General features: G+C 35.8%; 16 protein-coding genes. 7 read left to right on the top strand and 9 right to left on the bottom strand.

The genetic code is table 11. The features are described from left to right. Positions 1-54 precede the first annotated feature (54 nt). The 3 genes from B0X80_RS06725 to B0X80_RS06715 form a co-directional block, all read right to left on the bottom strand. Complete coding sequence (locus B0X80_RS06725) at positions 55-774, bottom strand: helix-turn-helix domain-containing protein (protein WP_077339071.1); 720 nt, start codon at positions 772-774, stop codon at positions 55-57. 73 nt (positions 775-847) lie between these two features. Then, positions 848-2,467, bottom strand: a complete 1,620-nt coding sequence (locus B0X80_RS06720; protein ID WP_077339070.1) for a phospholipase D family protein — start codon at positions 2,465-2,467, stop codon at positions 848-850. A gap of 151 nt (positions 2,468-2,618) precedes the next feature. Further along, positions 2,619-3,305, bottom strand: coding sequence for an SDR family NAD(P)-dependent oxidoreductase (locus B0X80_RS06715; protein ID WP_077339069.1), 687 nt, complete (start codon positions 3,303-3,305; stop codon positions 2,619-2,621). Positions 3,306-3,511: 206 nt separating this feature from the next. On the opposite strand from B0X80_RS06715, the gene B0X80_RS06710 reads away from it, so the two are divergent. Continuing rightward, a complete protein-coding gene (locus tag B0X80_RS06710; protein WP_077339068.1) occupies positions 3,512-5,311 on the top strand; it encodes a bifunctional lysophospholipid acyltransferase family protein/GNAT family N-acetyltransferase in 1,800 nt (599 codons plus the stop codon). A gap of 334 nt (positions 5,312-5,645) precedes the next feature. On the opposite strand, the gene B0X80_RS06705 is transcribed toward B0X80_RS06710, so the two are convergent. The 4 genes from B0X80_RS06705 to B0X80_RS06690 all read right to left on the bottom strand — a co-directional run bounded on the left by B0X80_RS06705 (position 5,646) and on the right by B0X80_RS06690 (position 9,677). Next, on the bottom strand, positions 5,646-6,161 hold the full coding sequence (locus B0X80_RS06705) for a DinB family protein (protein WP_077339067.1): 516 nt from the start codon (positions 6,159-6,161) through the stop codon (positions 5,646-5,648). A 210-nt stretch (positions 6,162-6,371) separates the two neighbouring features. Then, the gene (locus tag B0X80_RS06700; RefSeq protein ID WP_077339066.1) at positions 6,372-8,075 is read right to left on the bottom strand and encodes a bifunctional protein-serine/threonine kinase/phosphatase; all 1,704 of its coding nucleotides are present in this window, start codon (positions 8,073-8,075) and stop codon (positions 6,372-6,374) included. A 131-nt stretch (positions 8,076-8,206) separates the two neighbouring features. After that, a complete protein-coding gene (locus B0X80_RS06695) occupies positions 8,207-9,019 on the bottom strand; it encodes a formate/nitrite transporter family protein (RefSeq protein WP_077339065.1) in 813 nt (270 codons plus the stop codon). 235 nt (positions 9,020-9,254) lie between these two features. After that, complete coding sequence (locus B0X80_RS06690) at positions 9,255-9,677, bottom strand: CBS domain-containing protein (RefSeq protein ID WP_077339064.1); 423 nt, start codon at positions 9,675-9,677, stop codon at positions 9,255-9,257. Positions 9,678-9,805: 128 nt separating this feature from the next. Between B0X80_RS06690 and oxyR the strand changes: the two genes are divergently transcribed. The 5 genes from oxyR to B0X80_RS06665 all read left to right on the top strand — a co-directional run bounded on the left by oxyR (position 9,806) and on the right by B0X80_RS06665 (position 16,719). Next, positions 9,806-10,702, top strand: coding sequence for a DNA-binding transcriptional regulator OxyR (oxyR, locus tag B0X80_RS06685; RefSeq protein WP_077339063.1), 897 nt, complete (start codon positions 9,806-9,808; stop codon positions 10,700-10,702). Positions 10,703-10,885: 183 nt separating this feature from the next. Continuing rightward, positions 10,886-12,523, top strand: coding sequence for an alpha-L-fucosidase (locus tag B0X80_RS06680; RefSeq protein ID WP_077339062.1), 1,638 nt, complete (start codon positions 10,886-10,888; stop codon positions 12,521-12,523). Between the two features lie 213 nt (positions 12,524-12,736). Beyond that, positions 12,737-13,510, top strand: a complete 774-nt coding sequence (locus B0X80_RS06675) for a haloacid dehalogenase type II (protein WP_077339061.1) — start codon at positions 12,737-12,739, stop codon at positions 13,508-13,510. A gap of 270 nt (positions 13,511-13,780) precedes the next feature. Next, positions 13,781-14,626 (top strand): YitT family protein, encoded by an 846-nt coding sequence (locus B0X80_RS06670; protein ID WP_175623890.1) that lies wholly within the window; start codon positions 13,781-13,783, stop codon positions 14,624-14,626. A gap of 305 nt (positions 14,627-14,931) precedes the next feature. Beyond that, on the top strand, positions 14,932-16,719 hold the full coding sequence (locus tag B0X80_RS06665; RefSeq protein ID WP_077339059.1) for a putative bifunctional diguanylate cyclase/phosphodiesterase: 1,788 nt from the start codon (positions 14,932-14,934) through the stop codon (positions 16,717-16,719). Positions 16,720-16,796: 77 nt separating this feature from the next. On the opposite strand, the gene ahpF is transcribed toward B0X80_RS06665, so the two are convergent. Both ahpF and ahpC read right to left on the bottom strand, forming a co-directional pair. Then, positions 16,797-18,401, bottom strand: a complete 1,605-nt coding sequence (gene ahpF, locus B0X80_RS06660; RefSeq protein ID WP_077339058.1) for an alkyl hydroperoxide reductase subunit F — start codon at positions 18,399-18,401, stop codon at positions 16,797-16,799. Positions 18,402-18,510: 109 nt separating this feature from the next. Then, positions 18,511-19,080: an alkyl hydroperoxide reductase subunit C gene (gene ahpC / locus B0X80_RS06655; protein WP_077339057.1), complete on the bottom strand. Its 570-nt coding sequence runs from the start codon at positions 19,078-19,080 to the stop codon at positions 18,511-18,513. 394 nt (positions 19,081-19,474) lie between these two features. Here ahpC and B0X80_RS06650 point away from each other — a divergent pair, with 394 nt between their 5' ends. Then, a complete protein-coding gene (locus tag B0X80_RS06650) occupies positions 19,475-20,971 on the top strand; it encodes a family 16 glycosylhydrolase (protein WP_077339056.1) in 1,497 nt (498 codons plus the stop codon). The last annotated feature ends 128 nt before the right edge of the window (positions 20,972-21,099 follow it).

Genomic DNA, 21,099 nt, shown 5'->3' with positions numbered 1-21,099 from the left:
AATGATTATTCTTTTTTAACCTTACCAACCTCTGTGGTTAATATTCAGTTTTTTCTACTTCCAACGACTAAACGCCTTTGGCGAATTACCAAAATAGGCTTTAAATTTTCGGCTAAAAGCAGAAGGGCTTTGATAACCCACTTGCTCTGCAATTATGGCGATAGGCGTGTCGGTATGAGTCAGTAGCGTTTTAGCTTTGTCCATTCTTTGTTGAATGATGTATTGTTGAGTGGTTACACCTATGTTGTCTTTAAATACTTTTTTAAATTGTGTAACGCTAAGAAAGGCGAGTTGCGCTAGCTGTGTATTGGTGATCTCTGTTGTTAGATGTTGGCTAATGTAACTGAGCACTTTGTTTAGACGTTTATCTATGTTATTCGATAGCGGTTGTTGCGCTAAAAGCTGATAAAAAAACTGGAAAGTAAATGCTTCAATTTCTTGGTTAATATGATGATTTAATTGCGTTTCAATAAATTGTATAAAGGCGAGCAGCGGGGCGTTAATTGATACTTTCTCGTTAGGCGAATCTGTAATGTTTTCAGGCAGAATGTGCGTATCTACCACAATAAATCGAGCATTTTCGTGCGCTTTAAATTGATGAGTTTCACCCGACTTTATAATAACGCAATCACCCATACTTACTAAGCCAGAAAATTCACCTACGCTAATATCAATAGAGCCGTGCAAGGGCAACACAAGTTGATGATAACTGTGTGCATGGCTCTGAATATTATTGGTGTAAGAACGTATTGAAATACGGCTAATTTGATTCATTTAGCGGTTCATCAATATGACTGCTTAGGTATATTTTGTTTTCTCTTTCGTTATTCATCCATAAACCTATTAGTTAAAGAATATTTTTAGGTACAACTCTACGTAACTTTACTTTTATTCGTTTTAGTAAACCAACCTCGTCATCTGGGTTCCAATCTAATGTAGTTTGCCATGCGTTTTGTGGTTCCATTTCTTCAAGCATACCTTTCTTTACGTCTTTTGTTACCGCTTTTGAAGGGATGATAGTAATACTTTCGGTATTTAAATTAGCGCTACGTGGGTCTAAATTAAAAGTACCAATAACGGTTATGTTATCGTCTATCACCATAGATTTCGAATGTAAGCCAAAAATAGGCGGAGTGGTTAGTTGTTTATCCATAACTTCCGACATAATTTTTTGTCGGATAGCTGCATCAGGTCTAAATTCGTAAATTTTAACCCCTGTTTTAAGTAATTTTTTTCTGTCACGTTGGTAGCCGCTAAAAGCTTCTAAATTGTCGTTAGAGGCTAAGCTATTGGTGAGTATTTTTATTTCTACACCTTTATCGGTAAGTGTTTTAAATAAATTTCTACTGAGTTCTGTTGTTACTAAATAAGGGGTTTGAATGATCACTGATTTTTTCGCATTACGCACTAGCTCAATAAGTTTGTCAGTAGAAAGTCCGCTACCACCTAAAAACTTATTTTGGTTATTTTTACCTGGTATGTCTGATACGTATTCAACATTTTGTAACCAATGTACTTTGCCGTTAGCCGCTTGTTGTAAAAATGCTTCAGGAATTTTATTCATTTTTTTACGTACAGACGGAACATAGTTTTCTGGATCACAAGCGTATTGGTGAAGTGCATCGTAATTACCAAAACCAGAGTCAGCTTCATCAGTATAGTCAAACTCACTTTTAACTAGCTCAGTTACAGGTACGCTTAATGGATCATTCCAAAACTCTTCAAAAGAGTTTTCAATTGTGCTGACTGATCCGCCAAGTAGTAATACGTCACGATCTCTAAAATTATATTTGTGGTCGTAGCCAAAGTATTCGTCAGCCACATTACGTCCACCCGTTATCGATATTTTTCCGTCAACGGTAAAGGTTTTGTTATGCATACGTTGATTAAAGCCGTGAAAACTCGTGGTGAGGTTGGCGATTTTTTGCAGAATATTTTTGCCTATATTTGCTAAAGGGTTATATATTTTTATTGATAAATTTTTATGCGCGTCGAGTTTTAATAGTTCATCACCTTCCGCGTCCACCATTAAGTCGTCTACTAACAAACGAACTTTTACACCTCTGTCAGCCGCTTGTATTAAGTAGTCAGCAGCAATTAATCCAATATTGTCTGCTGAAAAAATAAAATACTGAATATCAATTGTTTTTTCAGCTTTATGGGTTAACCAACCACGAGACAATAGCGATTCAATGCCTTCTTCAAGTACATATACACCCGTGCTATTTTCCATTTTTTGTGAAAAAGGAGCTAAATGTTCAGATAAAGGTTTTGAGTCAGGTTGATTCAGCGCAGCGCAAGATTCGGTACTTATTGTATTCGTGTTATTTTGTGTGTTTATTTTTAGTGCGCTAGGCTGTGCAAAGGAGCAGGCGGTAATCAATAAAGTAAAGCTTAACGTGGCGGCTTTTATGATGTGGCGTGCCTGTTTTTTTAATGATGATTTTTTTGAGCGTTTATTTATCATAAATGTTGGTGATCCATCAGGGAAACATACGGTGAATTTTAATAGCCTATTTTTGTGTTTGTTACTTTTATTAAGTGTGAGAATAACACCGCTTTAGATAATGTTAAGCGGTGTAAGTGAATAATAATGTAATGCAATGCAAGTGTTATGGCTACCAATCAATTTTTTTACCATTTTCATCAAGAAACTTACCGCTATTTTCCATTGATAACATTTCTATTGTTTGAGTTAAGGTGTTAACCGCTTCAGTAATGGTAGCTGGTGCTTCTGGTCCGCCCATATCGGTTTTTACCCAACCCGGACTTATCGCATTAACAATAATTTTTTTATCAGCAAGTTTAAAAGCTAATCGTCTTGAAAGAATATTAACTGCGGCTTTACTCATGCAATAGCTGTCAAAACCTTCAAGTGGACTTAAGTTATTTTTGATAGACGCTAAACCAGAAGATAATTGAATAACCTTTGAATGCTGGTTGAGCTGAGGCGATAACGCTTGTGTTAGTAAGGCTGGTGCTACACTGTTCACTTGAAAGTTAGTGGTTAAAGCGGCTTGTGACCATTCACCAAATACTTCATGTTCGGCCACGCCCGCATTATTAATTAGTAAATCAATACCGTTACACAAGTTGTTGATGCTTTTAGCCGTATTATTAATGCTTGATTCATCGAGTAAGTTTACTGTTAGGTTATGAAAGCATTCATCTATGTTGCGATTTAATGTTGATTGATCAATAGCACTACGTGATAACGCAATAACCTGCCAACCATTTGATAAATAATAATTTAAAAAACCTAAGCCTATGCCGCGATTTGCTCCTGTAATAACAACCGTTTTCATATGATCCCCTTGCAATAGTATTTTTTAAAATAGTAGACAGTTAACAATAGTAAACAATATACAGGTAACCTCCTAGTACAATTATTGTCAGGAAATAAGAAGTTAAGCGTTAATTAGGAGAAATGAATACTTTTGGTAGAAAACTCGGTCTTTTGTGCATAAGCTTGAATTTATATCTATTTTAGAATTTGTTGTTAGCGAACTTTATGAATAAAACCAATGAAAATATTTCCGATTTACGATTAGCGTCGCTACTACCAGATACCTTATTAGGTAATGTATTAAGGCCTATTTCACCTTTGTTAGATAAGATATTAGGTATTGATAAGCTGCATCAGCTTTATGTAAAAGGTGATTTATGGGGATTAGAAAAACAAGAATTCTCAGAGCGACTACTAAATCAATTAGGCGTTCAAATTGTCGGTGGTGCTGGCGTTATATCTAAAATTCCTAAAGAAGGACGCTGTATTGTTGTATGTAATCATCCTTACGGCATGGTAGAAGGCGTTATTATTGCTAAAATACTGACCGCCTATCGCGCAGACACTAAAATAATGGCGAATTTAGGTTTACGCGTTTTTAAAGAAATTGAAGATTATTTTATTTTTGCTAACCCGTTAAAACCTAAAGCGCCTATAAACACTTCTGCGATAAAACAATGTTTTAAACATGTTGATAATGAAGGTTTGTTGGTGGTGTTTCCGGCAGGAAGAGTCTCGTTTTTTCAGCCTGAAAAACAACGTATAACTGACGCAGAATGGAACCGAATTGCCATTCAAATTGCCGTTAGAAAGAAAGCACCAATTTTGCCTGTGTTTATTTCAGGTACTAACAGCAAACTGTTTCATAAAATGGGGCAAATTTATTACCGTTTTCGTTTGCTCATGTTAGCCCGAGAAATGGTAAAACTACAGCAACATCAAATTAATTTAGTGGCAAATAACCTGATTAAGCCTGAACAGCTTAACGCATTTAGTGGTATTAAAAGTATGAACGAATTTGTAAGATTACAATGTTATTTAAATGACGAAACCTATTTAACACCTTGGGTAGAAGACGATGAAGTAACAGAATTTAAAGATATTATTCCCATGTCAGACCAAGGATTAATGACAAAAGAGCTCGCTGAATTACCTGAAGAACAGCAATTAGTTAAGTTTAAATCGTTTACTGTGTATTACGGTTATCAGCATCAAATACCTACCTGTGTGCAAGAAATTACACGTTTGAGAGAAATAACCTTTCGAGAACTCAATGAGGGTAGCGGCGAAGCGTGCGATACCGATCACTTTGACGCAACTTACATGCACTTATTTATATTCGATCATCAAAATGAAGAAATTATTGGCGCTTACCGTATAGGCCAAACCGACTTACTTCAAAAAGACGCTGATGTGTCTAAGCTGTATTTATCGCAAATGTTTAACTTTAAACCTGAGTTTATTAATCAAAATCAACCATGTTTAGAAATGGGGCGTTCATTTATTGTTGCAGAGCATCAAAACAGTTTTCATGGCTTGTTATTGCTTTGGAAGGGCATAGGCGCTTATGTGTGTAAAAATCCTAAATACAGAACTTTATACGGCACAGTATCGCTAAGTAAATTGTATGATCCAAGATCAGTGGCTTTAATTGATGAAGTTGTGGTGACCAAACGTGAAGGTGTTGAAGCTAAGGCTCCATTTAAAGGAAGCTTACACCCTGAAGCACAAGACTTTTTACGTGAAAATACCGTGAATTTAGAACAGTTATCAGCATTAGTTGAAGGCATAGAAGCTGACGGGAAAGACATTCCCGTATTACTAAAACAATATTATAAATTGGGTGCTAACTTCCATTGTACGGGGATAGATATTAATTTTAATCATACACCGGGATTATTGTTAAGTGTTGATTTACCTAACGCACCAGACAAATTGTTGAAGTTGTATTTGGGTAAAGATAGAGAAGCTTATTTAAGTTATATACCCGTTACCATTCAAGATGCGGGTTTCAGTGGGAACTAAAAACAATTTAGGCACAGATTTTACGTTCCAAACAAAATCTAAGTACATACATCCATGTAGGAACCTGACTAAAGTTAATAACGAAGCATAAATTGTTTTTAGACCCATCGAAGAAGCGCTTGAGCAAAATCACTTCTTCGTTAATGCTTTTTATAAGGGAACGACCATTATTACAAAGCATTGCCTTGAATTGATATCGCTCAAGTGCTCTGAAATAGCCTCTTGATTGGTAACGGGTATAAGCCAGAGTAAATATACATTTAAGTAGGTATGTAAAGATAAATTTTTACATACCTACTTGAAGCGATTTAAAATTGTGATGAGTTATTTATCACTATTGAGTTACAGCGTTTTTCTCACGTAAATAGGTGGCTGTAGCTGGCGCAATACCAAATGCGGTGTTGGCGGTAGTGGTTTGTGCGAAGGTTATTTGAGTGATCATTGCGTAATGATGAACAGCATGGCTACCTGCAAAAATAAGCTCTCTCGCCACCGATGTTTGTACTACTTGCACTTCTTTATTGCTGGTGCTTACTTCTGTTGATAAAGGAATAGTGCGGTTTAAATCGCTACTCGTTAAACTTTTCATCCAAGCGGCTATTTCATCAAGTTTGTTAATAGCTAATTGCGGATTTTCTTCCACTTTACTACCACGTAAGCGTAAATCGTAGTCGATAAGATCAGTTTCCATTCCCGTAATAACGGATTGGTAATGATCAATAATATGACGAATATGAGAGCCTGCTGAACTGATAAAGTTTGGAGAAATAATTTCTACGTAATCTTCTTGTGTAACACTGTTCAGATATAAGCGTCCTTGCTCAAGAATTTCTAATTGGCTAGTAAGCATGTGTATGATTATTCCTCGTTATTTATGTAATATTTTTATGTTATCTGCTTTGGAGGACTTATCTCCAAAGCTCTGTGAATAAGACCGTCTATCTTAAATAAATATTCGTTATTTTTTAAAATAGTTTATTTTCTTGTATTTTAAGTCACTAACATGAAAATAAAGTGACAAGCTTTTATTTGAATATACACGCTGTATTAATCCTAGTATTTATAAGGCTTGAGCGATAACAATAATAAATAAAATTACACTTATTCCCTGCCAAAACATTACCGGATCTCGTTCCATTAAAGGAGGTTTAGTTTTAGCTAAATAGGTTTTATTAGGGTGACGAATATCGTGAATAAATTCTGATAATTCGGTGTACCGTTTTAATGGGTTAATGTGCAACGCTCTTTTCAAAGTATAGTCTAACCATAGAGGAAGTTCTGAGTCTTTAGTGATCAAGCTACGATAAGTCAGTCTTTCTTGAGCCGATAGACTATTTGCTTGTGCAATGGCATTTCCGTAGGGGAACTCACCTGAGAGCATTTGATAGGTGATGGCTGCTAGTGAGTATATGTCGGATTGTTGCGTGCCTAGCTGCCCTAAAAAGTACTCGGGAGCTGAATATCGAATGGTGCCACGCATTACGTCTTCAGTGTTTGCATCCGTCACTCCAGCGATAAACGTTGAACCAAAATCAATGATTTTTACCGTATTGCTGCTATCAATCATGATGTTGTTAGGACGTAAATCTTGATGGATCATTTCTTGACGATGAAAAGCCTGTAGCCCTTTAGCCACTTGTTCAATAATGTCGCGAACTTGTTCTAACTTTGGCTTAGGGTTGTCTATCATCCACTGGTTTAGCGAAATACCTTCAATGTATTCTGTTACTAAATACAGATAGTTACGCTTACGTTTGGATTCAATCGCTTTAGCTACATTGGGATTATTTACCCGTTTAGCTATCCATTCTTCCAACATGAATCGTTCTAAATATTTTGTGTCGTTTCGTAGTTCGGTTGAAGGGGTTTTGATAACAACCGTTTCGTTGGTGTCTTTATCGCGTGCTAAAAATACGTGGCTGCGGCTACTAATGTATATTTCGCGCAGTATTTCATAACCATCAAACTCCATTCGTGGCGTTAATCTTGGCGGTAACGGCAGCATGGTAAGTTGATGAACTTCATCTAGTTGGTATTGAGGAACATTTTCAACGCGTGCGATTTGTATGCTTAGATTGTCGTCACTACCTAATTCAAGTGCTTTCAATACAATGTTATTAGCTGCGTCATCTAAAGATTTAGAATAGTTAATTGCTTCAACAATTGCGGGACCTTTAATAAATTCATATACACCATCGGTGGCGATAATAAATATATCGCCTTTTTCGATGGTTTGAGATTGATAGTCTATTTCTAAGGTTTGGTCTATACCCAAAGCACGTGTTAAATAAGTAACATCAGCTGAAACTATACGACGGTGATCTTCAGTTAGTTGTTCTAAATTATCACCCGATAAACGATAAATACGGGTATCGCCTGAGTGGAATAGGTGCGCAGTATTTGATTTAAAAACCAAGGCGCTAAACGTACAAATATAGCCTTTGTCTTTGTCAAATCGATAAGGGCTATTGCGGGTTTGTGCATAAAGCCACGAGTTGACCGACTTAATCACTTTTTGCACTGAGCTTTTAACCGACCAAGAATCAGATGTGCAATAATAATCGGTTAAAAAGCTACCCACGGCACTTTCGCTGGCTATTTGACTTACTTTACTTGAGCTGATGCCATCAGCCATGGCAAGGACAATACCTTTAGTACTGAGTATGGGTTCTTTAGGTGTAATACTACCTAAGAAATCTTGATTAACGGCTTTTACACCTTTATCGGTTGCGCCACCAATACTGACACTCAGTGATTTGCTCATGTATTATTCCTAAAGAAGATAGCTTAGTTTACCAGAGTCGCTTTGTTGTAAAAGATAAATAAAAAAAGGCTTCATAACGCTAATTACGAAGCCTAACATTGTATATTTTAACAATCTAAAATGTTATTCGTTTACGAAATTTTACGCTCAGGCGACGTTCTAACATGCGTTAAATAAAGGGGTAAACCTACCAACAACAAGCCACCCGCTAAATTACCTAAAACTGTAGGAATTTCATTCCACAGTAAGTAATCGTAAACGGTAAAGTCACCACCCATGATCATAGAAAACGGAAATAAAAACATATTCACAATAGAATGCTCAAACCCCATGAAGAAGAACAACATAACCGGCATCCACATAGCCGCCATTTTAGCCCCAGCAGAAGTTGAAATCATCGCACCCACCACGCCCATAGACACCATCCAGTTACACAACATACCGCGAATAAAAATAGTCAACCAACCACCAATACCGTGCTCTTGATAGCCTAAAGTTCTCGACTCACCAATTGAAGCGACTTTAGCGGCAATAGCACCACCATCAGCCGAATAACCGTAAGTTAAAATAAACGACATAAAGAAAGCGGTGGTCATTGCGCCGGCAAAGTTACCGACAAACACCAAGCCCCAATTGCGCATAACACCGCCAAAGGTAACGCCAGGTCGTTTATCAAATAAGGCTAAAGGCACTAACGTAAATACCCCGGTGAGTAAATCAAACTTCATTAGGTACAACATAATAAAGCCAACAGGGAATAAACAAGCGCCTAAAATAGGGCTGCCAGTTTTAGTTGCTACGGTAATCGCAAAAATAGCGGCTAAGCCAAGAATAGCGCCAGCCATAAAGGCACGAATAATAGTATCTTTAGTCGACATGTAAACTTTTTGTTCACCGGCATCGACCATTTTGGTTACGAATTCACTGGGTTCAATATAAGCCATGATTTCTCACTTTAATTATTAATATGTTGGAAGGTTGTAGTGAGTAATAGAGCAATTCTAATACCAAATAATTAACTACTTGTTTTTATTTGGAAATTTTATTTTATGATAAATATAATGAAGGATGGGTGCATTAAAATAGGCGGAGGGATATCAATGTTGCACTAAAGCGGAACATAAAATAAATGCTTTTATCTTTTTATGACAGATAGATAAAAGCATTTATTATTTGTTGTTAACGGTTTACTGAAATTTTTGAACATAGCGTTAAGTTTTTATTTAATGCATTTAAAATGTTGTGTCTTGTTAACGTACCGATCAATTGTTTATCTTCAATAACTAAATATAAGCTTGATGTCTCTTTCAATAATTTAATGGCAATGTCTGCTATACCGTCGTCAGGATCAATCGCTACAAAATTCGTATGTTGAATATCACCAACTGATACTGGATTATCGCAATGATAGCTGCTCATTAGCATGGCTTTATGACAATCATAATCAGAGATAAACCCTGTTACTTCATTTGCCTCATTAACCACAGTTAAACCGGCTAATTTCTTATTTATTAATAATTCTACCGCAACCACTAAAGGCGTATTACCTTTGATTGTTAGTGGATGCTCTAACATAAATTCTCTTACCGTTACTTCAGCCATAATATGTACCTCGTTTGTTTTAGTACGTTTATCATATGACTTACTGTATTATAGTTAAAATAGATTGATTTTATTTATGTGATAGGTTTTAGCTATTTACAAATAAAGTAACTAAAGTAGAAGGTACTATGATTAAAATTCGTGATTTAGAATACCTAGATGCTATTGATATACATAGGCATTTTGGCCGTGCAGCAGAAGCATGCTTTGTTAGCCAACCCACGTTAAGTGGTCAAATTATGAAGTTAGAGGAGCAGCTTGGACTTGTTTTAGTTGAACGCCAAACCCGAAAAGTAATGTTAACACCCGCAGGTGAGCGTTTAGTGGCAGAAGCACGCAATGTATTAAGAGCAGCACAAAGTTTTGAAGCTTCAGCGAAAGCTTTGTTAGATCCCTTTTCAGGCGATTTACATATTGGGTTAATACCTACTTTAGCGCCGTATTTATTGCCTCATATAATGAAAGATTTAAATGAAAAACTACCGAAAATAAACTTTTATTTACATGAAGATAAAACCAAAAATCTTTTAAAATCGCTAGACGAGGGCAAGCTCGATTTACTTATTTTACCTTGGCTAGATGAGATGGATAAGTTTGATAGATACGACTTATTTGAAGAACCTTTAGTTTTAGCTACTTCAAATGAACATCCATTGTCGGCTAAAAAAACGGTAAACTTAGACCAATTAACTAATTACGAAATACTCACACTAGAAGACGGGCACTGCTTACGCGACCAAGCATTAGGTTTTTGTTTTACTGCTGGCGCTAAAGAAGACCATCGTTTTCAAGCTACCAGCTTAGAAACCTTACGTTATATGGTTTCAAGCAATATGGGTATTACCTTATTGCCGCAGCTAGCAACACTTAATCAAACGGCTACCAATACCATTAACTATATTCCGTTTACTGATCCAAAGCCTAATCGACAAATATCTCTTATGTTGAGAACAGGCTATTCAAGAATGGAATGTATTCGAGCTGTTGTGAGTTGCGTTAAAGGCTCAATGAAAGGGGTTATTTGATCTATACTCGTTACCACTTAAGCACTTCTCTATGGGGCTAAAACCTACACCTTGAATGATAACGGGTATATAAATCATACTGCTGGGACGATGCTTAGAGCACTTATTAGATACGCTTTTAAAACAAGTAATATACTGTTATATTTAAAAGTACAAATTTAAATATAAAAACAACTGTCACATATGAAACTTTATAAACTATGCTTTTTGAGTATTATTTCAGTAACTGCTTTTAATTTAACTGGATGTAACGAAGAGCAACCTCATCAGCCTACGAATATACAAAAATCAGAACCTCAAAAGATAAACACCAAAAAAGCAGATGCTTATCAAGAAGATTGGGATTCGTTAAGCCAAGTTAATCATAAACCTGACTGGTTTCAAGATGCAAAATTAGGTATTTATACGCACTGGGGGCCAACTTCTACTGCTAATATTGGTATGAAATGGGCTTCTGGCTGGTATGGCTTAGATATGTACATGGATGAAATGTATGACTGGAAAACTGGTGAAGTAAAGTTATACGGGGAAGATAAACAACCTAAATCGTCTTATGCTTATCAGCATCATGTTGAAGCGCACGGAAATCCTACTGAATTTGGATATAAAGATATTATAAAGCAGTTTAATCCAAATAAATTTGATGCTGAAGAGTGGGCTGATTTATTTAAATTATCGGGTGCTAAATTTGCAGGGCCTGTTGCTGTTCATCACGACAATTTTGCTATGTGGGACAGTGAAGTTACACGCTGGAATGCTAAAGATTTTACCGGGAAAGATATAACAGGTGAACTTAAAATAGCATTAGAAAAACGTGATTTAAAATTTTTAACATCGTTTCACCATGCTTTTACGTGGGTATATTATGCGAATGCTTATAAATTTGATGCTACCGCAGAAAATGCAGATTTATATACCGATCAACATGAATTAACTGACTTTACACCCAATAAGAACTTTCATGAACGTTGGTTTGCTATGCTGAAAGAAGTGATCGACAAATATCAGCCAGATGTTATTTGGTTTGATTGGTGGGTTGAGGTGCTGAATGAAGAATACCGTAAAAAGTTTGTCGCCTATTATTACAACAAAGGCAAAGAGTGGGGTAAAGAAGTCGTTATTAATTATAAAAACAACTCATTTCCAGAAAGCGTAGGAGTTTTAGATTATGAACGTGGTCGTCCGAATAAATTAAAAGATGAATTTTGGATGACAGATACCTCTCCAGGAGCTTGGTTTTATTACGAAAATGCTAAATTTGTAAACCCTAATGAAATTGTAGATATCTTAATTGATATTGTTGCTAAAAACGGTTTAATGTTATTAAACGTTCCACCTAATCCAGATGGATCAATACCTCCTGAAATGAAAAGTATGCTGGCCAAATTAGGTGGGTGGCTTGAAATTAATGGTGAAGGTATTTATGAAACTCGCCCGTGGGCTGTTTTTGGTGAAGGACCTACACGTATTAATCGCGGAGGTCATAAAATTGAAAAACAAAAAATTGAATACACGAATAAAGATATTCGTTTTACCAAAAAAGGTAATAATACAATTTTTGCTTTTGTTATGGCCGCTCCAACACAAGATATTGTAATACAAACATTTAATATTAATTTATCTGTACTTGAGGGAAAAATTAAAAGCATTGAAATGCTGGGTAGCACTGAAAGAGTGGATTGGCAGTTAAACGGACAAGGCTTAGTTATTACTCAGCCTAAAACAGTACCAAGTGAGTTTGCTATTGGCTATAAGATATCGTTATATCATGAGGAAGAAATTGGTATAGGGGGAGAAGATCCGGGAACAAATGGTGGCTAATTATTATAATTGTACATAGAGATTAGTATAGAAGGTAGTTGGTATGAATATATTTAAGCTATGAGTTTAGAATTGTTTATATCAACTACAAAAATTAATATTTTATTACTTATTCGTTATTTTCATTCCTCAAATTCTTGAACAATCGTTCAAGAATTAATGTTACTATCCTCACTCATTTATTTTATTCAATAATATTTACCCTGAGGTTTTATGAAATTACGTTTTTTATCAGTACTATTAACCATTTTATCTATACTGAGTAGTCATGTATTAGCTAATAATAACAATACATTAGAGGTTCACTTAGTTAAACCTAAAGTGATTATTTTTGATGTTAATGAAACACTATTAGATCTTGAAAATATGAAAGCATCAGTTGGTAAGGCGCTGAATGGCCGTGAAGAGCTATTACCTCTATGGTTTTCAACTATGTTACATCACTCTTTGGTGGTTTCTGCTACTGGAGATTATCAAACATTTGGTAATATCGGAGTTGCTTCATTGCAAATGGTTGCTGAAATTAATGATATTGCTATAACTCAAGAACAAGCTAAAAATGCTATTTTAACGCCACTACGTTCATTGCCTGCGCATCATGATGTAGCACAAGGCTTAGCAAAATTAAAAGCGCAAGGTTACAAGTTGGTTACTCTAACGAACTCGTCGTTAAAAGGGGTTAAGCTACAGCTTAAAAATGCCAATTTAAGTCAGTATTTTTCTGAAAATTTAAGTATCGAATCTGTTGGTGTATTTAAGCCACATTTAACTACTTACCAATGGGCAGTTAAACATTTAGGAATTAATACTAATGAAGCATTAATGGTGGCTGCACATGGTTGGGACATTGCAGGTGCTGAAAAGGCGGGCTTGCAAACGGCTTTTGTACGTCGCCAAGGTAAAGTGTTATTTCCACTTGCTGAAAAACCTGACTATAACGTGCTTGATATAAACGAACTGGCCAGTATTGCTAGTAAGCTGAAGTAAAACAATTTGCAATAGCATCAATTCTATTTTGTTCACTGAGCTAAAACTAATTCAATAATTATCCATTATGCTAAAAAGTGGTTATTCAAAAATGGAATGTATTAGAGTTGTTGTTAGTTGCGTTAAAAGGTCGATGAAAGGGGGTATTTGAACAATATTACTGACACTTAATGTCTGTGAAATTATAGGTAGTTCGAAAGTAAACCACCTTAATGATTGATGTTAAGTGATACAATTGTCTTAAACGTTCAATGCTTTGGAAAAATAACAATGAAAGTAGTTACAGCAGAGTTAAAAAATATTCTTTTAATTACCTTAGGGTCTGCTTTGCTTGCTTTTGGGGTTACCGCCTTTTTGCTACCGGCTAAGGTTGCGACTGGCGGTACTCCGGGTTTGTCGATAATTATTTATTATATTACTGATATTCCTGTTTCATTAGCTATGTTAATCGTTAATATTCCACTCATAATGGCAGGGATGAAGTTTATTTCATCTGCCTTTGCTGTTAGAACAGTTTTTTCAGTTTCAATGACATCGCTATTTATTGGCGTGTATCCAAGTTTATTTGTATTTCCATCAATTTCAGAGATGTTACTTTCAACTCTTTATGGGGGGATTTGTATCGGTGTTGGCGTCGCTTTAATTATAAAAGGTCAGGCTTCTGCAGGCGGTACGACAATAATAGCGAGAATAATTGCTAACTACTCATCTATTAAACCTGCCCAAGCCATTCTTGTATTAGATACGTTAATTATTATTGCTATTGCTATCATCTATCAAAATATGGAATTAGCGTTATGGAGCTTAATAAGTATTTATGTTACAGCAAAAATTATTGATAAAATGCTCAGTGGTGGTGCTTCTGAAAAAGTGGTTCATATTGTTTCAGATAATGCTCAATTTTTGGGAAGTAAAATATCTGCAGAGCTAGGGAGAACAGGTACAATATTATCAGGCCAAAACTTAACAATGGAGAGCTCTAAAGAAATACTCTTTGTTATGGTAGGCTCTAGAGAAATTGAAAAGCTAAAAACTATTATTAACCAACACGATAAACAAGCATTAGTTATTGTGATGGAAGCGTCTGAAATAATGGGAACAAGTATGATCAATTAAAACAAATGGAGGAGTATATTTATATCAAGCTTTGTTAATTAACTCAGGATAAGCCAAGTTACTCAACAAGCTATTTTTATGCCTAACTTCGTTGAATTTATTACTAATAGTCCGCTATTAGATGGAAAGATTCGCCTGTTATACACAAAAATATCAATGTTGAAAGGCTAATATAGCTTAGGAAAACAACTGTATAGATTAAATTGTTGATATGTAAGGCTTATAATTAATTTGCAATTAAAATATTTGTTACTATATACTCGTGGCTTCACAGAAGGACCTATTTTTAAGGATAATATTCTCAGATGCTCGTATTAAATCAGCGTCATTCTCGATTGTTTTTAGTTCTTTGTTTTATTCCTGTCGTTATATTTGCCGTTGTACATTTCATAGAAGGGAATTTTCTTTTAGCATTTTCATTAGTTACTACTGCAATTGTTTTTGCTATTAACTTTAAAAGCATCAAAGATAATAAAATCAGTAATAAAAATCTCTCCAGTATTATCATTTCGATGTGGTGCTGCTTAGCATTATCTAGTTATTATATTGGTCTTCATGGTATTTTTTATACATTTCCGTCAATTGTAGGGCTTTTCTTTTTAGTTTCTATTCGGTTAGCGTTATTAATTTCAATACCCTCTATATTTATTTTTTTGGCGCTGACTATTTTGCATGGCGAGCAACTTGATACCTTAAAACTTGCCTCGTCTTTTATATTAACTATTATTTTTACAGCTTATTCTGCTTATTTTTCAAGGCATCAAAAAGATGCACGAGATCAAGAGTCCAAAAAAGATCCGCTAACAGGTGTAGCTAATCGGCATGGGTATAATGAGTGGCTAGATGAATGTCATGTAAATACCAACATTACGTCTATTACGTCTATTACTTTAGATATTGATAATTTTCGTATAATTAATGATACCTTTGGGTTTGATACAGGAGATAAGTTGATTCAGCAACTTGCAGGAAAGTTACTGAACATTATAGAAAAAGAAGAAATAATTCAAAGCGCGAAATCACAATATATAGCAAGGCTTTCTGGTGATGAATTTATCATTGGTTTAACCAACCTACCTGAAGAACTAGACATAATTCCACTTGTTGACGAGCTAAAATTAGCCGTTAGCCAGTTGTCTATTATGTTAGAGAACCCAACTAAAATTTTTGCTTCTGTTGCTGTTGTACGAACAAACCGTTTAAATGGAAAGTTTACGAATATTATAGATAACTTAGATATGACCATGAGACATGCTAAGCAGCTTGGTAAAAATAACGTACAAATATTTGAGGAGTCTTTGGGTCAACAGTTTGTAGAGCAAAAACATATAGCGAAGGAATTAGTTAAAGCGCTTAAAAACAACCAGTTTCATATGGTTTTTATGCCTATTTTTTGCAGTGCTAAAAAAGTTGCTGGAGCTGAATTGCTCCTTAGGTGTGATAGAGAAGAGCTTTCTGAATACGGTCCTGATACATTTATTCCTGTAGCAGAGTCTTATGGTTTAATCGAAGAAATAGATTTTTGGGTGCTTAATGAATCATTTAACATAATTACCAAAATCGACGTATTAAAGTCATCAAACATTGATTTTTTTTCGATCAATATTTCAGCCAATCAACTCCGTAATAAAGAGTTTGTACCCCGAATAAAACAATTGGTTGATCGATATAGAATTGACCCATACAAAATAGAGTTGGAAATTACTGAAACGAGCCTAGTTGAGACTGATTTACAAGTAATTGAAATATTAGTAGCGCTAAGAAGAATAGGCTTTAGGCTATCTTTAGATGACTTTGGTACGGGGTTTACCTCGTTTAATCAACTTAAAAAATATCCCTTAAATTGTTTGAAAATAGATAGAAGCTTTGTGAGTGGAGATATGGACAATTTATCTCCGCTTAGAGGAATGTCTGATGTTATTTTATCGATTGCTAAGCTTCATAATTTTGATGTAATAGCCGAAGGTGTTGAGACGGAACAACAATACATTGAATTGAAGAATAACGGCTGTTTGTACTTTCAAGGATATTGGTTTTCTAAACCGCTAACCGAACAAGATTTTGTGCATTTTCTCGTACATACCCATGACTAATAAAATAGTTATACCGTTACTTCAATTAAAATAACGGTATGGCTATTGAATTACTTAGCTTAACTGAGCGAACTTAATTAAGCCGCTTGAGTTTCTTTCTCGGTCACTATTTTTTCAGCTGCATTTGGTGTTCTAATTAAGTAATCAAAAGCACCTAGTGCTGCTGTTGCGCCACTGCCCATTGCAATAATGATTTGCTTGTAAGGTGTGTGAGTTACATCACCTGCCGCATAAACACCTGCAACGCTTGTTTCGCCATGGCTGTTAGTCATAATTTCACCACGTGGTGTTAAGTCTACCGTACCTTCTAAAAACTGCGAGTTAGGCACTAAACCAATTTGTACAAATATACCCGCTAACTCAACGCTTTTGGTTTCATTGGTTTGGCGGTCTAAGTAGTTAAGACCTGTTACATGATTGCCGTTACCTAATACTTCGGTGGTTTGTGCATTCATAATAATTTCCACGTTGCCTAATGATCGGGCTTTGTTTTGTAAAACCGCATCAGCTCGCAAACTTGAATCAAATTCTAAAACCGTTACATGGCTTACAATACCCGCTAAATCGATTGCGGCTTCTATGCCTGAATTACCACCACCAATGACCGCGACTGACTTACCTTTAAATAATGGGCCATCACAATGTGGGCAGTAGGCTACGCCTTTACCTTTGTATTCTTGCTCGCCCGGTACGTTCATTTCTCTCCATCTTGCTCCTGTGGCAATAATGGCTGAGCGAGTTTGAAGAATGGCGTCGTTTTCAAGTTGAACTTGGATCAGCCCACCCACTACATCACTTTCAATGATCTTTTTAACGCGTTGACCATTCATAATGTCTACGTCGTATTCTTTAACGTGTTCTTCTAAGCTGGCAACCAGTTTTGGACCTTCGGTTGCTTTAACCGAGATAAAGTTTTCAATGGCCATGGTGTCTTGTAGTTGTCCGCCAAAACGGTCGGCTACTACACCTGTTTTTATCCCTTTACGTGCGCTGTAAATAGCTGAAGATGCACCCGCTGGACCGCCACCTATCACTAATACATCAAAAGCTTCTTTTTTATTAATGGCGTCTGCTTGGCGCGAACCTGCATTTACATCTACTTTGTTGAGTATTTCTATCACAGACATTCTGCCTTGAGCAAACGGTTGTCCGTTTAGGTAAACTGCGGGAACTGATAAAATATCTTTACTGTAAACTTCTTGTGAGAATACCGAGCCATCTACCATTACATTGGTAATTTGTGGATTGATTGCTGACATCATATTGAGTGCCTGAACAACATCAGGGCAATTTTGACAGCTTAACGATACGTAGGTTTCAAAGGCATATTCGCCTTCTAAATTACGCACCTGTTCTATAATTTCTTCACTTAATTTTATTGGGTGTCCGCCACTGTGTAACAAGGCTAATACCAGTGAGGTAAATTCATGTCCCATTGGGATCCCAGCAAAACGTATTTCAGTGTTGTTGGTTACGGATCTTACTAGCATTGATGGAGCGCGTTCGTTGCTACCATCGAGTTCTACTAGTTGGATAAGGGGTGACATGGTTGCAATTTCTTGCACTAATTCGTTTAATTCTTTTGATTTTGCGCCGTCATCTAAAAACACTGCTAATTCAACTGTCGACGTTAAATTTTGTAGGTAGTTCTGTAATTGGGCTTTTAAGTTTGTATCTAACATGTTGAAAATCCTTAGCGAATGTTGCTATGTAAAGTAAAGATTCAAACCTTGTTTTACGCACAGTAAACAACATTAAAACAAGGTTTGTAATGATTGGAAAAAAGAGTAATTAAATTTTTCCAACTAAATCTAAAGAAGGTGCTAATGTTTCTAAACCTGGCTCCCAAGCTGCAGGACAAACTTCACCGTCGTGCGCTGCAACATATTGTGCTGCTTGAATTTTACGAACTAATTCTTTAGCAGAGCGGCCTATACCTAAGTCATGAACTTCAGCAATTTTAATTTCGCCTTCTGGGTTGATTACAAATGTCCCGCGAAGTGCTAAACCGTCTTCTTCAATCATTACACCGAAGTTACGTGTAATTTTTCCTGTTGGGTCACCAATCATTGGGTATTGAATTTTGCCAATAGTGTCTGAGCTGTCGTGCCATGCTTTATGTGTAAAGTGTGTATCAGTTGATACTGAGTAAACTTCAACACCCATTTCTTGAAGTTGTGCGTAATGGTCTGCCATGTCGCCTAATTCTGTAGGACATACAAAGGTGAAGTCAGCAGGGTAGAAAAATACTACAGACCATTTGTCTGCTAAGTCAGCTTCAGTTACTTCAATGAAGTCACCCTTGCTATAAGCTGTTGCTTTAAATGGAAGTAATTTTGAGTTGATAATTGATTGAGTCATGTTGCTCTCCAAAGTTAATGTAAGTTTGAACGTTTTGTTCAGTGCTTTTGTTTAAGTTGGGATAAGTATATGGAACGACACTCGATAGGTATAATTGAATAAATCTATTTTATTGATAGGTTTTAACTATTATTGGGGCAATGAAATTATTAATCATGAATAGATCATCACCCAACTAAAATAGATGGTATTGAGTTGAGTGTTTGAGTCGTAGAATAAACCTCATAATATTAAGTTACTTAGCGGAAACGCTTTATTTTATAGGCTGAGGGTAAATGCATATATTGTAAATTTGTATTTCAAATAAACATATGACCTTTATGTAGGTATGCTGTTGTGCTAAGGTTTAATCAGTTAAATACTTTATAGTGATGAGAAAAAAGAAGAAAAATCTATGAGAAAATTAAATTTAAAAAAGTTTACTTTATGCTTTAGTACCTTATGTTTAACGGGCGCTATGACTGGCTGTCAAACAACTGAAGCAGAAACCGTGGTTTCTGAAGCGACGCAATCAAGTGTAGTAATGCCTGCTAGTGATCAAACTAACCAAGGTGGTTGGGTATTAAATCAAGATGTTAGTGATGAGTTTGAAGGAACAAAGTTAGACGAAGATAAATGGTTTATTGAAGGTCAACACGGCGATTACTATATTTGGAAAGGTCGTGCGCCATCACAGTTTGTTCCTGAAAACGTTATTGTTGAAGATGGTAAGTTAAAATTACGCACCAAATGGGAACCGGATTACGATTTTATTAAAGAGTCTTACGCTGATGGTGGTATGGGGTCTGCACCTTACGGTAAGTTAAAAGACGGTACGCCAATGCCTGTTACCACAGCAGGTGTTTTAACTAAGAAGCGCTTTTTACACGGTTATATGGAAGTAAAGTCTAAAGTGGGCAATGCTGCTATTACTGGCGCTTTTTGGGCAATAGGTTACGAACAAGAGCTTGATATTTACGAGCAAATGGGTAATCCAAAAAATAAAAAAGGCAATATCAGAGAAATGAATTCTCTAGCTACCGCACATGACTGGAGTCCACCAGCTCAAAGACCTACCAATGTATTTCAACATGTTGAACCCTTGCCGTTTAGAACAGCTGATGAGTTTCATGTTTATGGTGCTGAGTGGGGCGTAGATTTTCTTAAATTATTTATTGATGGACGTTTAGTGCATCATTTTACTCAAGATGATGTAGGTACAGATTGGGTTTTAAATAATCCAATGGAAATCTGGTTAGATTCAGAAATATTCCATTGGTTAGGCTATCCACATAAAGAAGAGTTGCCGGTAGATTTTGAAATTGAATATTTACGTGTTTGGCAAAAACCGATTGATAACTTGCTAGCTCCGGCATTTTTTGGTTTTGAAGGGCCTATTTTATTTGAAGAAAACCCTCGTCCTTTAACTATGGTACCAGAGGATTCAGATAATAACGATTATCAGAAGTTTTGGGATTTTGATGAAAACTCTGCGAAGTACTTAAGCATTATTGAAGGTGATTATGCAACAGGTGTTAATAGCCTAGAGTTAAGACAAATTGATAAAAACGAAACAGTTGAAGTTGATAAAATTCGTGCGGTTACACCAGAAGGTGCAATTAAGTTACCTGCCGGTGATTATATTTTATCGATGAAAGTATGGGCTGATAAAGGCCGTGTTGCTAAAAATGTTTACATTAATTTTGAAGGGCAAGACATAGAAGTGACCTTTGACGAAATAGATAAATTAGAAAGACGTCAATGGATCACACTTGAGAAAAAAGTAACTTTTACCAAAGACTCTGGCGCTAAAGATAAGTTAAGCATTGAGATTCATAAAGCGGACTTACCTAAAAAACGCATGGGTACAAGACTACGTATTGACGACATTGAAATGAAAGCGGTTAAGTAATATCTTGTTCAACAAGGCATAGCTAAACAATATGTAGTGAACTATGAACAGCTAAAATGAGTTATTAATACTTACTTTAAGTAAAACCTGAATATATGAAAGTATATTCGGGTTTTTTATTATCAAAT

Origin of the sequence: Pseudocolwellia agarivorans (assembly GCF_002000085.1) — a bacterium.
Classification (GTDB): Bacteria; Pseudomonadota; Gammaproteobacteria; order Enterobacterales; family Alteromonadaceae; genus Pseudocolwellia; species Pseudocolwellia agarivorans.
This window is presented reverse-complemented; position numbering and strand designations above follow the sequence as displayed.

What these genes read in the sequence shown, in the direction of transcription:
- B0X80_RS06725 (WP_077339071.1), bottom strand. Translation starts at nt 774, where the DNA reads ATGAATCAAATTAGCCGTATTTCAATACGTTCTTACACCAATAATATT.
- B0X80_RS06720 (WP_077339070.1), bottom strand. Translation starts at nt 2,467, where the DNA reads ATGATAAATAAACGCTCAAAAAAATCATCATTAAAAAAACAGGCACGC.
- B0X80_RS06715 (WP_077339069.1), bottom strand. Translation starts at nt 3,305, where the DNA reads ATGAAAACGGTTGTTATTACAGGAGCAAATCGCGGCATAGGCTTAGGT.
- B0X80_RS06710 (WP_077339068.1), top strand. Translation starts at nt 3,512, where the DNA reads ATGAATAAAACCAATGAAAATATTTCCGATTTACGATTAGCGTCGCTA.
- B0X80_RS06705 (WP_077339067.1), bottom strand. Translation starts at nt 6,161, where the DNA reads ATGCTTACTAGCCAATTAGAAATTCTTGAGCAAGGACGCTTATATCTG.
- B0X80_RS06700 (WP_077339066.1), bottom strand. Translation starts at nt 8,075, where the DNA reads ATGAGCAAATCACTGAGTGTCAGTATTGGTGGCGCAACCGATAAAGGT.
- B0X80_RS06695 (WP_077339065.1), bottom strand. Translation starts at nt 9,019, where the DNA reads ATGGCTTATATTGAACCCAGTGAATTCGTAACCAAAATGGTCGATGCC.
- B0X80_RS06690 (WP_077339064.1), bottom strand. Translation starts at nt 9,677, where the DNA reads ATGGCTGAAGTAACGGTAAGAGAATTTATGTTAGAGCATCCACTAACA.
- oxyR (WP_077339063.1), top strand. Translation starts at nt 9,806, where the DNA reads ATGATTAAAATTCGTGATTTAGAATACCTAGATGCTATTGATATACAT.
- B0X80_RS06680 (WP_077339062.1), top strand. Translation starts at nt 10,886, where the DNA reads ATGAAACTTTATAAACTATGCTTTTTGAGTATTATTTCAGTAACTGCT.
- B0X80_RS06675 (WP_077339061.1), top strand. Translation starts at nt 12,737, where the DNA reads ATGAAATTACGTTTTTTATCAGTACTATTAACCATTTTATCTATACTG.
- B0X80_RS06670 (WP_175623890.1), top strand. Translation starts at nt 13,781, where the DNA reads ATGAAAGTAGTTACAGCAGAGTTAAAAAATATTCTTTTAATTACCTTA.
- B0X80_RS06665 (WP_077339059.1), top strand. Translation starts at nt 14,932, where the DNA reads ATGCTCGTATTAAATCAGCGTCATTCTCGATTGTTTTTAGTTCTTTGT.
- ahpF (WP_077339058.1), bottom strand. Translation starts at nt 18,401, where the DNA reads ATGTTAGATACAAACTTAAAAGCCCAATTACAGAACTACCTACAAAAT.
- ahpC (WP_077339057.1), bottom strand. Translation starts at nt 19,080, where the DNA reads ATGACTCAATCAATTATCAACTCAAAATTACTTCCATTTAAAGCAACA.
- B0X80_RS06650 (WP_077339056.1), top strand. Translation starts at nt 19,475, where the DNA reads ATGAGAAAATTAAATTTAAAAAAGTTTACTTTATGCTTTAGTACCTTA.